Below are 14,996 nucleotides of genomic sequence, written 5' to 3' on the forward strand. Positions count from 1 at the left end.
TTTGGCAAGCCCCTTTCGGGCACCGCCGCAAGGCGCAGCGCCGTGCGCCACGCCGCCAACAGCAAAAGCCCCAGACCATTGCTGATCTGGGGCTTCGTGTTTGGTGGCCTGGGACGGAATCGAACCGCCGACACAAGGATTTTCAATCCTCTGCTCTACCGACTGAGCTACCGGGCCTGCTGAAGCTCAAATTATAGGGGCGTTTTTTGACCCGAATTTGAAAATCGCTATTTTTTTCAAAATTTCTTTCAACCGCGTTTGTTGCGGCCCAGATCGACGCCCAGCTGGCGCAGCTTGCGGTACAGATGGGTGCGCTCCAGGCCGGTCTTTTCGGCGACGCGCGTCATCGAGCCGCCTTCGCGGGCCAGGTGAAATTCGAAGTAGGCTTTCTCGAAACCGTCACGCGCCTCGCGCAGCGGGCGGTCGAGGTCGAAGCCCTGGTGCTGTTCAGGGCCGGCATCGCTGGCCACGCGCACGGCCGAAGACAGTGCATGGTGGTGCGTGGATTCGGCCGGTGCCGCGGCGCTGCTGCTGTCGGCAGGTGCGTGCCCGGGCGCCGCAGCGGCCTGCGCGCTGCTGCGTGCCAGGCCCTGCTCGACCGCCTTGAGCAGCTTCTGCAGCGTGATCGGCTTTTCCAGAAAGGAGAACGCGCCGATGCGGGTGGACTCGACGGCGGTATCGATGGTGGCATGGCCGCTCATCATGATCACCGGCATGGTCAACTGGCCTGCCGCAGACCATTCCTTGAGCAGCGACACGCCATCGGTGTCGGGCATCCAGATGTCCAGCAGAACCAGGTCATAGCTGCCGGACAACCGCGCCGCACGCGCCTGGGTTGCGTTCTCGGCCAGATCGACACTATGTCCCTCGTCATTGAGGATCTCCGACAACAAATCCCGAATCCCCAATTCGTCGTCGACCACCAGTATGTTTGCCATGTGTATTGAAACGCCTATGTACTGCGCTGAGCGGCGCCCTCTGCGAGGACCTTGTTTACAGGGGCAAATGATAGCGACACTTGTGCTCCCCGCACTATCCCGTTTTCTACCCGGTTGCTCAAGTTGATGCGGGCCGAATGCTCATCTGCGATTTTCTTGACCACGGCAAGCCCGAGACCGGTGCCGCGTGCCTTGGTTGTGACATAGGGCTCGAAGGCCCTTTGCAGGATATTGGCGGGAAATCCTGTCCCGCTATCGCTGATGATCAGTTGCACGCGTCCGGTGAGTGCGTTCCACTGCGTGGCCAGTTCCACCGAGCCGGGCGCCGTGCCGCTTTCGGCCGCGGCCTGTTCGGTCGCGTCCTGCGCATTTTGCAACAGGTTATGGACGATCTGCCGCAGTTGCTGTGCATCTCCGGCAATCCACGGGCAGTTCGCATCGAGGTGCAGGGTCACGCGCACCGCGGCGTTCTCCTCGCCGTAGAGATGCATCACATCGGCCAGCAGGCCGTTCAGGTCCAGCGGCATCAGCTGGGCCGCGGGCAGGCGCGCGTAGTCGCGGAATTCGTCCACCAGATGCTTCATCGCGCCCACCTGCTCGACGATGGTCTTTACCGATTTGTTGAGCAGGGCCTGATCGGTGGGAGCGAGCTTGTCCGTGAGCTTCATGGCGAGGCGCTCGGCCGACAGCTGGATCGGCGTCAGCGGATTCTTGATCTCGTGGGCCACGCGCCGCGCGACCTCGCCCCAGGCCTGCGCACGCTGGGCCGAGACGATCTCGGAGATATCGTCGAACACCAGCAGGTGCTGGGTGTCGGGCAGCTCCGCGCCGCGCACCACCAGGCTGGTGCTGTCATGCACCACGCCGCCGCCGGCCGCGCTGTGCAGCTCATGCACCTGCTGCCAGCGGTCGCGGCCCAGCGACGCGCCGCGCTCGCCGAGGAACTGCGCAAACTGCTCGCGCACCATCTGCGCGAATTCCTGCAGGCCCGGCACGTCCTGCAGCAGCCGGCCCTGGTAGGCGGCCATGGGCACGCGCAGGATGCGCGTGGCGCCCGGGTTGCTGGACACCACATGTCCGTCCGCATCGAGCACGATCACGCCCGAGGTCAGGTTGTCGAGAATCGTCTGCAGGTTGGCGCGCGCCGAGTCGAGATCGGCCATGCTCTGGCCCACCGCGTAGTTGGCTTCGGCCAGCTGCCGTGTCATCAGCGCAAACGCGCGCGTGAGTCCGCTGAGCTCGTCGGCGCTGGGCAGCGAGGCCTTGGGCCGCAGGTCGCCACGCGCGACTTCGCGCACGCCCTGGGCCAGCATCAGCAGCGGCCGCGCCAGTTGGTTGCCCAGCACCACGGCCAGCAGCACGGCACCGAACACCGCGAAAAACAGCGTCAGCGTCAGCGTGCCGATGTACATGCGCTGCAGGCCTTCGCGCGCCAGCGCGCGTTCCTGGTATTCGCGGTGGGCTTCCTGCACCGCCATGGCATTGGCCAGCAGCGCCACCGGCAGCTTCAGCGTGGCCTGCACATAGCGCCGCTCGGCCAGCAGTCCCACGGCAGGATTGGGCACCAGCGCCAGCGTGCGCACACGCACCGCGTCCAGCATGCGCGCCAGGACCTCGGGATCGTCGATGCCCGACATGTCATCCAGCCCCTCGATGCGCGCCGATGCCGACTGCTCGCGCAGCGCGCGCTTTTGCTGGGCGCTGGGCCGCTCGGGCAGCAACAGATCGAACTTGGACGGCCCGGCGCTGGCCAGCACCTTGTCCGAGTCGTTCCACAGCACCACATCGACGGCACCGAGCTGCTCGCGTATGCGTTCGAGTTCGAAACCCGCGGCCGCATTCGGCACCTGGGACAGCGACTCGCTCGCCGTGCGCGTGTTGTGCGCCATGTCGTTGGCCACGGTCTCGAGCGTGACGCTCGCCAGGCTCACCCCCGCGGACAGAGCGCCTTCGACCTTGACATCGAACCAGCTCTCGATGGAGCGCGAGACGAACTGGTAGGACACGACATAGATCAGCAGCCCGGGCACCACGCCGACCAGCGCAAAGATGCCTGCCAGCTTGAGCAGCAGTCGGCTGCCGAAGCGCCCGCGCCGCAGGCGCAGCGCCAGCCGCACTCCGCCCCAGAGCAGCAGGCCCAGCAGCACGGCCGCGACCAGCACGTTCATCGTGAACAGCCAGTTGTAGTTGCGTTCGTAGGCCTCGCGGTTATTGGTGGCCAGCGCCAGCAGGAACATCAGCACCAGGCCGATCGCGCACATCAGCGCCACGCCCACGCCCACGGCCCAGCGCGCCGTGCGCGACCAACGCGAAGCCGGCATCGCCGCGCCTGCGTTCAAGGCTGGCCTCCGCCCGCGAGGCGCAGGCTTTGCGTCATCTGCAGGCTCCAGCCCGAGCGGCCGAACGCACCGATCTGCAGCGGCCGCGGCAGCTGCGACAGGTCGAGGCCGAAGCGCAGCTGCACCGTGACCGGCATGTCCTCGGGCACCTGCGCGCCATCGGCAATCTTCCAGCGCGAGATGCGCTGCATGGCGTTGAGCGCCTCGGCCAGATCGTCATAGGTCTGGGACAGTGCCAGCCCCAGGCCCGAACCCGATCCCGTTCCCGTGAGCGGGGTGGACGAGATGTGCAGCCGCCAGCGCCGGGTCAGCGGCTGGTAGCTCAGGCGCATATAGCGGGTCGAATGCGCCATCTCGGCATCGGACCAGTACCAGCGCTCGCGCAGCACCTGCGCCTGCAGCACGAAATGCATGGTGATGCCCTTGAGCAGCGCATCTTCGACATGCTCGGGCAATTCAAACGCGAGCGCCGCGCTCAGCAGCATGCCTTCGGGCGTGCGCTCGACCTGCATCTGGGTGATGGCCGCGCTGCCCTGCGCCCAGGCCGGGCTTTGCAGGCTCCAGCCCGCGAGACACAGCACGCAGGCCATCAGCCAATGCTGCCAGCGCAGGGTCCGCACGCGCGCATGCCGCGTGCGCTCAGGGGAGTTTTTCCAGCAGGGCGTAGAAGAATCCATCATGGTCACCCGGATGATTGTCCAGGACAGCCGCGTTTTGCGCGCCATTGCCTGGAATTAAATGCCCGGGTGAGGGCAATAGCCGCGCTTGAGTGTTGCGTGCAAGAAACGCTTTCACCTGCAGGTCGCCCTCGGCCTTGAACACCGAGCAGGTGCAGTACAGCATGCGCGCGCCGCTGCGCAGCAGCGGCCACAGCGTGTCGAGCAGGCGCGACTGGATCGCTGCCAACTGGTCCACATCGCTGCCGCGGCGCAGCCAGCGCACGTCCGGGTGGCGGCGCACGATACCCGAGGCCGTGCAGGGCGCATCGAGCAAGATCGCGTCGAACTGCGCGCCGCCGCTGGCCTGCTGCCACCACAGCTCGGGACGCGAGGCATCGGCCACGAGCACCTGGGCTTTGACGCCCACGCGCGCCAATGTGTCGTGGATGCGCTGGCTGCGCTGCGCATCGATCTCCAGCGCCGTGACCTGCAGCGGCGCGCCGGCGCCCGCGTACTCCAGCAGATGCGCGGTCTTGCCGCCCGGCGCGGCGCAGGCATCGAGCACGCGCAGCGGCTGCGCCAGGTCCAGTCCCTGCAGCAGCAAGGGCGCGGCCATCTGCGCGGCCGCATCCTGCACCGACACCCGGCCCTGCGCAAACCCGGGCAGGGCCTGCACCGGCTGCGGCTGCGCGAGCTCCAGGCCGCTGTCCACCACCGGCTTGGCATCCATCTGCTGCGCCGAAAGCAATTCCTGGTATTGCGCCACCGTGCCCTGCAGCCGGTTGACGCGCAGCGTCATGGGCGCATGCCGGTTGTTGGCTTCGAGGATCTGCTGCCAGTGGTCGGGATGGTCCTGCTTGAGCCGGTCGATCCACCACTGCGGATGGTTCCACAGCGCCTGCGGCTGGGCATTGGTCTTGTGCACCAGCGCATCGCGCTCGCGCAGGAAACGGCGCAGGCAGGCGTTGATGAAGGCCGCCTGGCGCTGGGCCGGACCGCGCTTGGCGGCCTCCACGGCCTGGTTCACCAGCGTGAACGGCGGATACGGCGCCTGGGCCTCGTCCCAGGCCAGCGCCAGCGCCGTGCACAGCAGCGCGTTCACGCGCGGCGGCGGCGTGCGCGGCGCGAGTTCGGCGCGCAGCGCCTGGGCGCGGCCCAGTTGGCGCAGCACCTGGAACAGCAGTGCCTGCACGCCGGGGCGCAGGCGTTGCGGCACGGCGGCCAGCGCCTGCGTGCCCGACTGGCCCGCCAGGATGGCCTGCAGCGCCTGCGCCACTTCGGCCAGCTGCTGCGACAGCGCGGGCGCGCCGCCTCCTGCGGCAGCTGCCGGTTCGAGGGAAGAAGGAGGAAAGATTCGGCTCATGCGGCGGTGTCTGCTGGCTGGGCCCCAAGGGCCGGTTGAAGCGGGCGTGCTGCGCGGAATCCAAAGAACCACGCCAGCACGCGCGCCGGGAATTGGGCAATGGCCGCGTTGTATTGCGCCACTGCGGTGTTGAACTGGTCGGCGGCCAGTCCGGTCTGTGCCTGCTGCTGCTGCCAGCGCAGGCGCCATGCCGGGTCCTCAGGTGCGCCCGGCAGGTTCTTCAGGGCTTGCCAGGCCACGTACTGTGCGGCGTGGGCACTTTCAAGCCCCTGCATCGTCTGCGCGTGCAGCGGCCGCGCACGCGCGCCGGCCAATGCCGCACCCAGCGCCGCCAGGCTCTGCTGCCAGGCCGCATGCGCGAGCCGGTGCGCGCCGGCGAGATCGGCCTGCCCGGCCTGGGCCGCGGCCCATTCGCCCAGCAGCCCCTGGGCCTGCAGCAGATAGCTGTCGAGCGCGCCAAAGGCCTGCACACAGGCCGTGCGCAGCCGCATTATCCGGTTGTAGGCACCGACGGCCCAGAAAACCAGCACCGCCAGGACGATCCAGTCCAGGGAGATAGACCACATGCACAGGGACCGGAACGCTTGTCTTCATCGCGCCCCGGTTCGTGAAAAACCAATGAAAACGCCCCCGTCCAGCAGCTGCGGAACGGGGGCGCGGCTCAGCTTAAGTCAGAGACTTAATCGGCGGAAGAATCGTTGACGGACACCGTGTCGGCGCCTTCTTCGATGATGCCGGCCAGCTCGGCGGCTTCGGCTTCGGCAATGGCGCGGCGCTCGGCGTCGTCCATCGCATCCTTGGCCTTGCGTGCCTGATGGTAGGCCAGGCCGGTACCTGCGGGAATCAGGCGGCCGACGATGACGTTTTCCTTCAGGCCGCGCAGCTCGTCGCGCTTGCCCATGATCGCCGCTTCGGTCAGCACGCGCGTGGTTTCCTGGAAGGAAGCCGCGGAGATGAACGAATCGGTCGACAGCGACGCCTTGGTGATACCCAGCAGCACGTTCGAGTACGTTGCCGGGATCTTGCCTTCGGCCAGCAGCGTTTCGTTGGTGTTGAGGATCTCCGAGCGCTCGACCTGTTCGCCGGCGATGTAGGTCGACTCACCGGGGTTCTCGACCACGACGCGGCGCAGCATCTGGCGCACGATCACTTCAATGTGCTTGTCGTTGATCTTCACGCCCTGCAAGCGGTACACGTCCTGGACTTCGTCCACGATGTAGCGCGACAGTTCCTCGATACCCAGCAGGCGCAGGATGTCCTGCGGATCGGCCGGGCCGTCGACGATCAGTTCGCCCTTGTTCACCACCTGGCCTTCGTGCACCAGGATGTTGCGCTCCTTCGGCACCAGCTCTTCGGAGACCTTGCCTTCGAGATCGGTGATCTGCAGGCGGACCTTGCCCTTGGTTTCCTTGCCGAACGACACCGTGCCGGTCATTTCTGCCAGCGTGCCCTTGTCCTTCGGCGTACGGGCTTCGAACAGCTCGGCAACGCGGGGCAGACCACCGGTAATGTCGCGCGTCTTCTGGCCTTCGACCGGAATACGGGCCAGCACTTCGCCGGGGCCCACTTCCTGGCCGTCGCGCACCTGGATCAGCGCGCCCACCTGGAAGCCGATCGTCACCGAATGGTCGGTGCCGGGGATCTTGACTTCCTGGTTGCTCGCGTCGATCAGCTTGACCTGGGGACGAACCACCTTGGTCGAGCCGCGGCGCTTCGGATCGATCACCACCAGCGTGGACAGACCGGTCACTTCGTCGAGCTGCTTGGCAACCGTCAGGCCTTCTTCGACGTTCTCGAACTTCACGCTACCGGCGTACTCGGTAATGATCGGTCGGGTCAGCGGATCCCAGTTCGCCAGGATCGTGCCAGCCTTGATGGTCTGGTCGGCCTTGATGGTCAGGATCGCACCGTACGGCACCTTGTGGCGCTCGCGCTCGCGGCCGTGCTCGTCCTGGATGATGATTTCGCCGGAACGCGAAATCACCACCAGCTCGCCACGGGTGTTGGTCACATAGCGCATGGTCGGGTTGAAACCGATCAAGCCGTTGGACTTGGCTTCGACGCTCGAGGCAATCGCCGCACGCGAAGCCGCGCCACCGATGTGGAACGTACGCATGGTCAGCTGCGTGCCGGGTTCGCCGATGGACTGGGCGGCAATCACACCCACGGCTTCGCCGAGGTTGATCTGGCCGCCGCGGCCCAGGTCGCGGCCGTAGCAGCAGGCGCACAGGCCGTAGCGGGTTTCGCAGGTCAGGGCCGTGCGCACCTTCACTTCGTCCACGCCGGCAGCTTCCATGCCTTCGATCGTGTCTTCCTCGAGCAGCGTGCCCGCGGGCACCACGACGGCGCGCGTCTCGGGGCTCAGCACGTCCTCGGCCGTGGTACGGCCCAGCACGCGGTCGCGCAGCGATTCGATGACTTCACCGCCTTCGACGATGGCGCGCATCAGCGTGCCATTGGTGGTGCCGCAATCCTGCTCGGTCACGACCAGATCCTGCGTCACGTCGACCAGGCGACGCGTCAGGTAACCCGAGTTGGCCGTTTTCAGCGCCGTATCCGCGAGACCCTTGCGGGCACCGTGGGTGGAGATGAAGTACTGCAACACGTTCAGGCCTTCGCGGAAGTTCGCGGTAATGGGCGTCTCGATGATCGAGCCGTCCGGCTTGGCCATCAGGCCACGCATACCGGCGAGCTGGCGGATCTGGGCCGCGGAGCCGCGGGCGCCGGAGTCGGCCATCATGTAAATCGCGTTGAACGATTCCTGATCGACTTCGTTGCCGTGGCGGTCGATGACCTTTTCCTTGGCCAGCTGGGCCATCATGACCTTGGAGACTTCGTCACCGGCCTTGCCCCAGATGTCCACCACCTTGTTGTAGCGTTCGCCCGAGGTCACCAGACCCGAGACGTACTGCTGCTGGATTTCCTTCACTTCGGCTTCGGCACGGCCGATGATCTCGGCCTTTTGCGGCGGCACCAGCATGTCGCCGATGGCGATCGAGATGCCGGCGTGCGTCGACAGGCGGAAACCGTTTTGCAGCAGCTTGTCGGCAAACACGACGGTTGCCTTCAGGCCGCACTTGCGGAACGAGGTGTTGATGAGCTTGGAGATTTCCTTCTTCTTCAACGCCTTGTTCATGTTGCTGAACGGCAGGCCCTTGGGCAGGATTTCCGACAGCAGCGCACGGCCGACGGTGGTTTCCACGAGCTTGGTTTCGGGCTCGAATTCGCCCGTCGCCTTGTTCTTGGTCCATTCCGTCAGGCGCACGTTGATCTTCGCCGCCAGTTCGACCTGGTCGGCGTCGAGCGCGCGCTGCACCTCACCGATGTCGGCGAAGACCATGCCTTCGCCCTTGCCGTTGATGCGCTCGCGGGTGGCGTGGTACAGGCCCAGCACCACGTCTTGCGACGGCACGATCGACGGTTCGCCCGAAGCCGGGAACAGCACGTTGTTGGAGGCCAGCATCAGCGTGCGGGCTTCCATCTGCGCTTCCACCGACAGCGGCACGTGGACAGCCATCTGGTCACCGTCGAAGTCGGCGTTGAACGCCGCGCAGACGAGGGGGTGCAGCTGGATGGCCTTGCCTTCGATCAGGATGGGCTCGAAGGCCTGGATACCCAAACGGTGCAGCGTAGGCGCACGGTTGAGCATCACCGGGTGTTCCTTGATGACCTCTTCCAGGATGTCCCAGACCACGGGGGTGCCGGATTCGACTTCCTTCTTCGCCGCCTTGATCGTCGTCGCGATGCCCATGGCTTCGAGACGCGAGAAGATGAAGGGCTTGAACAGCTCCAGCGCCATCAGCTTGGGCAGGCCGCACTGGTGCAGCTTGAGGTATGGGCCCACGGTGATCACGGAGCGACCGGAGTAGTCCACGCGCTTGCCCAGCAGGTTCTGGCGGAAACGACCGCTCTTGCCCTTGATCATGTCGGCCAGCGACTTCAGCGCGCGCTTGTTCGCGCCCGTCATGGCCTTGCCACGGCGGCCGTTGTCCAGCAGGCTGTCGACGGCTTCCTGCAGCATGCGCTTTTCATTGCGCGCGATGATTTCCGGTGCCTTCAGTTCCAGCAGACGGCGCAGGCGGCTGTTGCGGTTGATGACGCGGCGGTACAGGTCGTTCAGGTCGGAGGTCGCGAAGCGGCCGCCGTCCAGCGGCACCAGCGGACGCAGGTCCGGAGGCAGCACGGGCAGCACTTCGAGCACCATCCAGCCGGGCTTGATGCCCGACTTCTTGAAGGCCTCGAGCAGCTTCAGGCGCTTGGCGTTCTTCTTGATCTTGACTTCGGAACCCGTCAGATCGTTGCGCAGCTTGTCGATCTCGATCTCGATGTCGATCGACTCCAGCAGGTCCTTGATGCCTTCGGCGCCCATCTTGGCGATGAACTCGTCGCCGTATTCCTTGCGCTTGGCGTCGTAGTCGTCCTCGGACATGATGCCGAACTTCTTCAGCGGGGTCATGCCGGGGTCGGTCACCACGTAGGCTTCGAAGTACAGCACGCGTTCGATGTCGCGCAGCGTCATGTCGAGCACCAGGCCCAGACGCGACGGCAGCGACTTCAGGAACCAGATGTGGGCGCAGGGCGCGGCCAGGTCGATGTGACCCATGCGCTCGCGACGCACCTTGGTCTGCGTGACTTCAACGCCGCACTTCTCGCAGATCACGCCGCGGTGCTTCAGGCGCTTGTACTTGCCGCACAGGCATTCGTAGTCCTTGATGGGACCAAAAATCTTGGCGCAGAACAGGCCGTCGCGTTCGGGCTTGAACGTGCGGTAGTTGATGGTCTCGGGCTTCTTCACTTCGCCGAAAGACCACGAACGGATCTTCTCGGGCGAAGCCATGCCGATGCGGATGGCATCGAAATGCTCATCCGGCGTGAATTGCTTGAATAGGTCGAGCAGCGATTTCATAGTGACTCTTTCCTTTTCGGCTTAGGAGCGTTCCAGCTCGATGTCCAGGCCCAGCGAACGGATTTCCTTGACCAGCACGTTGAACGATTCGGGCATGCCGGCTTCGATGGAGTGTTCGCCCTTGACGATGGATTCGTACACCTTGGTACGGCCCACCACGTCATCGGACTTCACGGTCAGCATTTCCTGCAGCACATAGGCGGCGCCGTACGCTTCGAGCGCCCACACTTCCATTTCACCGAAACGCTGGCCGCCGAACTGGGCTTTACCGCCCAGAGGCTGCTGCGTCACCAGCGAGTAGGGACCGGTGGAACGCGCGTGCATCTTGTCGTCGACCAGGTGATGCAGCTTCAGGTAGTGCATGTAGCCAATGGTCGTCGGACGCTCGAAACGCTCGCCGCTGCGGCCGTCGAACAGGTAGGCCTGGGTCAGGCTTTCCGTCAGGCCCTTGCGCGCGGCGATTTCCGGCGGGTACGCCAGTGCCAGCATGTCCTGGATTTCCTTTTCGGAAGCGCCGTCGAACACCGGCGTTGCATACGGCACGCCGGTCTTCAGGTTCTCCGCCATGGCCAGGACTTCCGTGTCGCTCAGCTGGGCCAGGTCTTCCTGGCGGCCGCGCGAGTTGTAGACCTGCTCCAGGAATTCACGCATTTCCGAGGCCTTGGCTTCGGCTTGCAGCATGTCGCCGATGCGCTGGCCGATACCCTTGCCGGCCCAGCCCAGATGGACTTCGAGCACCTGGCCGATGTTCATGCGCGAAGGCACGCCCAGCGGGTTCAGTACGATGTCGGCGGTGGTGCCGTCGGCCATGAAAGGCATGTCTTCCACGGGCGTGATCTTCGAGACCACACCCTTGTTGCCGTGACGGCCGGCCATCTTGTCGCCAGGCTGCAGGCGGCGCTTGACGGCCAGGTAGACCTTGACCATCTTCAGCACGCCCGCGGGCAGCTCGTCGCCTTGCGTGAGCTTCTTGCGCTTTTCCTCGAAAGCCAGGTCGAAGCTGTGGCGCGTCTGCTCCAGCGAGTTCTTGATCGACTCGAGCTGTGCCGCGACTTCGTCTTCCGCGGGGCGGATGTCGAACCAGTGGAACTTCTCGACGCCGTCCAGATAGGCCTTGTCGAGCTTGGCGCCCTTGGCCAGCTTCTGCGGGCCGCCGTTGGCCACGCGGCCGATCAGCAGCTTCTCGATACGGTCGAACGCGTCGGCTTCGACGATGCGCAGCTGGTCGTTCAGGTCCAGGCGGAAGCGCTTGAGTTCATCGTCGATGATCTGCTGGGCGCGCTTGTCGCGCTGGATGCCTTCACGCGTGAAGACCTGCACGTCGATGACGGTACCCGAGCTGCCCTGGTCGACGCGCAGCGAGGTGTCCTTCACGTCAGAAGCCTTCTCGCCGAAGATCGCGCGCAGCAGCTTCTCTTCCGGCGTCAGCGTGGTCTCGCCCTTGGGCGTGACCTTGCCGACCAGCGTGTCGCCCGGCTGGACTTCGGCGCCGACGTAGATGATGCCCGACTCGTCGAGGCGGTTGAGCTGCTGTTCCGACAGGTTCGGGATGTCGCGCGTGATTTCCTCGGCACCGAGCTTGGTGTCGCGGGCCATCACCACGAGTTCTTCGATATGGATCGAGGTGTAGCGGTCTTCGGCCACCACGCGCTCGCTGATCAGGATCGAATCCTCGAAGTTGTAGCCGTTCCAGGGCATGAACGCGATCAGCATGTTCTGGCCGATGGCGATTTCGCCCAGGTCGGTCGAAGCGCCGTCGGCAATCACGTCACCCTTGGCCAGCAGGTCGCCGCGCTTGACCACGGGACGCTGATGGATGTTGGTGTTCTGGTTGGAACGCTGGTACTTGATCAGGTTGTAGATGTCCACACCGACTTCACCGGCCACGGCTTCGGCGTCGTTCACGCGGATCACGATGCGGGTTGCATCGACGTAATCCACGATACCGCCGCGGGTTGCCGTCACCACGGTGCCCGAATCGACCGCGGCAACGCGCTCGATACCGGTACCGACCATGGGCTTCTCGGGACGCAGCACCGGCACGGCCTGGCGCGACATGTTGGCACCCATCAAGGCGCGGTTCGCGTCATCGTGTTCCAGGAACGGAATCAGCGAAGCGGCCACCGACACGATCTGCGCGGGCGACACATCCATGTACTGGACGCGGTCGGCGGAGATCAGCGTCGATTCGCCCTTTTCGCGCGCCGAGATCAGCTCGCCCGTCAGGCGGCCTTCGGCGTCGAGTTCGGCGTTGGCCTGGGCAATGATGTACTTGCCTTCCTCGATGGCCGACAGGTAGTCGATCTCGGCCGTGACCTTGCCGTCCACCACGCGGCGGTACGGGGTCTCGATGAAGCCGTACTCGTTCAGGCGCGCATACAGGGCCAGCGAGTTGATCAGGCCGATGTTCGGGCCTTCAGGCGTTTCGATCGGGCAGACGCGGCCGTAGTGGGTCACGTGCACGTCGCGCACTTCGAAGCCCGCACGCTCGCGCGTCAGACCACCCGGGCCAAGGGCCGAAACACGGCGCTTGTGGGTGATTTCGGCCAGCGGGTTGGTCTGGTCCATGAACTGCGACAGCTGCGACGCACCGAAGAACTCCTTCAGCGCGGCCGAGATCGGCTTGCTGTTGATCAGGTCGTGCGGCATCAGCGGCTCTTGCTCGGCCTGACCCAGACGTTCCTTCACGGCCTTCTCGATACGTGCCAGACCGGTGCGGTACTGGTTTTCGGCGAGTTCGCCCACGCAACGCACGCGGCGGTTGCCCAGGTGGTCGATGTCATCGACTTCGCCATTGCCGTTGCGCAGGTCGACGAGGATCTTGACCACGGCCAGGATGTCTTCGTTCGACAGCACCATCGGACCGGTCGCGCCGTCGCGGCCGATCTTGGCGTTGAACTTCATGCGGCCGACGCGCGACAGATCGTACGTATCGGGGTTGTAGAACAGGCGCTGGAACAGGGCCTGCACGGCATCTTCCGTTGGCGGCTCGCCGGGGCGCATCATGCGATAGATGGCCACGCGCGCGGCGAATTCGTCCACCGTCTCATCGATGCGCAGCGTCTGCGAGATGTAGGCGCCCTGGTCGAGTTCGTTGGTGTAGATGCACTGCAGCTCTTGCACGCCGGCGCTGCGCAGCTTCTTCAGCAGCGCTTCGGTCAGCTCTTCGTTGGCCTTGGCAATGATCTCGCCGGTGTCGGGGTCGACGATGTGGCGTGCGCAGACGCGGCCGATCAGGAAGTCCTCAGGCACGCTGATGTACTTCGTGCCCGACTGCTCGAGTTCGCGCGTGTGGCGCGCGGTGACGCGCTTGTCCTTGGCCACGACCACCTTGCCCGACTTGTCGGTGATGTCGAAGCGTGCGACTTCGCCGCGCAGGCGCTCGGCGACGAACTCCATCTGCGCGCCGCTGTCCATCAGGCGGAAATTGTCGTTGACGAAGAAGTTCGCCAGGATCGACTCGGGTGTCAGGCCGATGGCCTTCAGCAGGATCGTCACGGGCATCTTGCGGCGACGGTCCACGCGGAAGTACAGCATGTCCTTGGGATCGAACTCGAAGTCGAGCCAGGAGCCGCGGTAGGGGATGATGCGTGCCGAGAACAGCAGCTTGCCCGAGCTGTGGGTCTTGCCCTTGTCGTGTTCGAAGAACACGCCAGGCGAGCGGTGCAGCTGCGAAACGATCACACGTTCCGTGCCGTTGATGATGAACGAGCCCTTTTCCGTCATCAGGGGCACTTCGCCCATGTAGACTTCCTGCTCCTTCACTTCCTTGACGACCTTGGACTGGCTGGTCGAGGATTCGCGATCGTAGATGATGAGCTGAACCTTGGCGCGCACGGCCGAGGCGAAGGTCAGACCACGGGTCTGGCATTCGCGCACGTCAAATGCGGGCTTGGCAAGGTTGTACTCGACAAACTTCATCTCGACAAAACCGTTGTGCGAGACGATGGGGAACGCAGCATTGAAAGCTGCTTGCAGGCCTTCGTGGGTACGTTTTTTGGGGGCTGCATCTGCTTGCAAAAACGCGGTGTAGGCGTCCTTTTGCATCTGGAGCAGATACGGCACTTCGAGCACGCTATCGCGGCTGCCGAAACTTTTGCGAATCCGCTTGCGTTCGGTGTAAGAATAGGCCATGAGATCTCCGGGCAAAGACATGAGTCCTGGGTCTTCGACGACTGCCCCACATGGAAAGCTCCCTGCGGGCTTGGCGGTTGGCCACTACCAACCATGGCTGACGACGGTGCCTTGCACACCGCCCGAACCAAGGCGTCTTCTGCTGTCGGGTTGTCAGAAGACACTAAAAAGCGCTCGTTTGCACGACCGCTTTCTGGTGCGTTCTGGAATCGCGTTCCATAAGCGCCAAAGGCTGGAGCGCCTTGCGGGCACTCCAGCCTAGGGAATGAGCTCAATTACTTGAGTTCAGCCTTGGCACCGGCTTCCACCAGCTTCTTCACGGCAGCTTCAGCGTCAGCCTTGGCAATGCCTTCCTTCACGTTCTTGGGAGCGCCGTCGACCAGGTCCTTGGCTTCCTTCAGACCCAGACCGGTGATTTCGCGCACGGCCTTGATGACGGACACCTTGTTGGCGCCGGCTTCTTGCAGGACGACGTTGAATTCGGTCTTCTCTTCAGCAGCAGCAGCGCCGCCAGCAGCGCCACCAGCAGCGGGAGCAGCCATAGCGGCAGCGCTCACGCCAAACTTCTCTTCAATGGCCTTCACCAGGTCATTGAGTTCCAGAACCGTCATGCTGTCCAGCGCGGTCAAGAATGCGTCTTTATCGAATGCCATTTTG

8 protein-coding genes and 1 tRNA gene are annotated in these 14,996 nt (G+C 64.5%); all 9 read right to left on the reverse strand.

Going from position 1 to position 14,996, the window contains the following annotated elements; translation table 11 throughout:
- Positions 1 to 101 precede the first annotated feature (101 nt).
- The 9 genes from HUK68_RS17730 to rplL all read right to left on the reverse strand — a co-directional run bounded on the left by HUK68_RS17730 (position 102) and on the right by rplL (position 14,992).
- A tRNA-Phe gene (locus HUK68_RS17730) sits at positions 102 to 177 on the reverse strand.
- A gap of 71 nt (positions 178 to 248) precedes the next feature.
- Positions 249 to 938: a response regulator gene (locus HUK68_RS17735; protein WP_175505383.1), complete on the reverse strand. Its 690-nt coding sequence runs from the start codon at positions 936 to 938 to the stop codon at positions 249 to 251.
- Between the two features lie 14 nt (positions 939 to 952).
- On the reverse strand, positions 953 to 3,259 hold the full coding sequence (locus tag HUK68_RS17740) for a sensor histidine kinase (RefSeq protein ID WP_175505890.1): 2,307 nt from the start codon (positions 3,257 to 3,259) through the stop codon (positions 953 to 955).
- A 14-nt stretch (positions 3,260 to 3,273) separates the two neighbouring features.
- Positions 3,274 to 3,957, reverse strand: a complete 684-nt coding sequence (locus tag HUK68_RS17745) for a DUF4390 domain-containing protein (RefSeq protein WP_434082447.1) — start codon at positions 3,955 to 3,957, stop codon at positions 3,274 to 3,276.
- Positions 3,917 to 5,299, reverse strand: a complete 1,383-nt coding sequence (gene rsmB / locus HUK68_RS17750; protein ID WP_175505385.1) for a 16S rRNA (cytosine(967)-C(5))-methyltransferase RsmB — start codon at positions 5,297 to 5,299, stop codon at positions 3,917 to 3,919. Before rsmB ends, HUK68_RS17745 begins: the two co-directional genes overlap by 41 nt.
- Positions 5,296 to 5,865: a LemA family protein gene (locus tag HUK68_RS17755; RefSeq protein WP_175505386.1), complete on the reverse strand. Its 570-nt coding sequence runs from the start codon at positions 5,863 to 5,865 to the stop codon at positions 5,296 to 5,298. Before HUK68_RS17755 ends, rsmB begins: the two co-directional genes overlap by 4 nt.
- 113 nt (positions 5,866 to 5,978) lie before the next feature.
- Positions 5,979 to 10,205 (reverse strand): DNA-directed RNA polymerase subunit beta', encoded by a 4,227-nt coding sequence (rpoC, locus tag HUK68_RS17760; protein WP_175505387.1) that lies wholly within the window; start codon positions 10,203 to 10,205, stop codon positions 5,979 to 5,981.
- 21 nt (positions 10,206 to 10,226) lie between these two features.
- Positions 10,227 to 14,339, reverse strand: a complete 4,113-nt coding sequence (rpoB, locus tag HUK68_RS17765; protein WP_175505388.1) for a DNA-directed RNA polymerase subunit beta — start codon at positions 14,337 to 14,339, stop codon at positions 10,227 to 10,229.
- A gap of 275 nt (positions 14,340 to 14,614) precedes the next feature.
- Positions 14,615 to 14,992 carry a 50S ribosomal protein L7/L12 gene (gene rplL, locus HUK68_RS17770; protein WP_175505389.1) on the reverse strand — a complete coding sequence of 126 codons (378 nt, stop codon included), beginning with the start codon at positions 14,990 to 14,992 and terminating at the stop codon, positions 14,615 to 14,617.
- Between the last annotated feature and the right edge of the window lie 4 nt (positions 14,993 to 14,996).

The sequence above is a fragment of the Comamonas antarctica genome, assembly GCF_013363755.1.
In the GTDB taxonomy this organism is placed as follows: Bacteria; Pseudomonadota; Gammaproteobacteria; order Burkholderiales; family Burkholderiaceae_C; genus Comamonas; species Comamonas antarctica.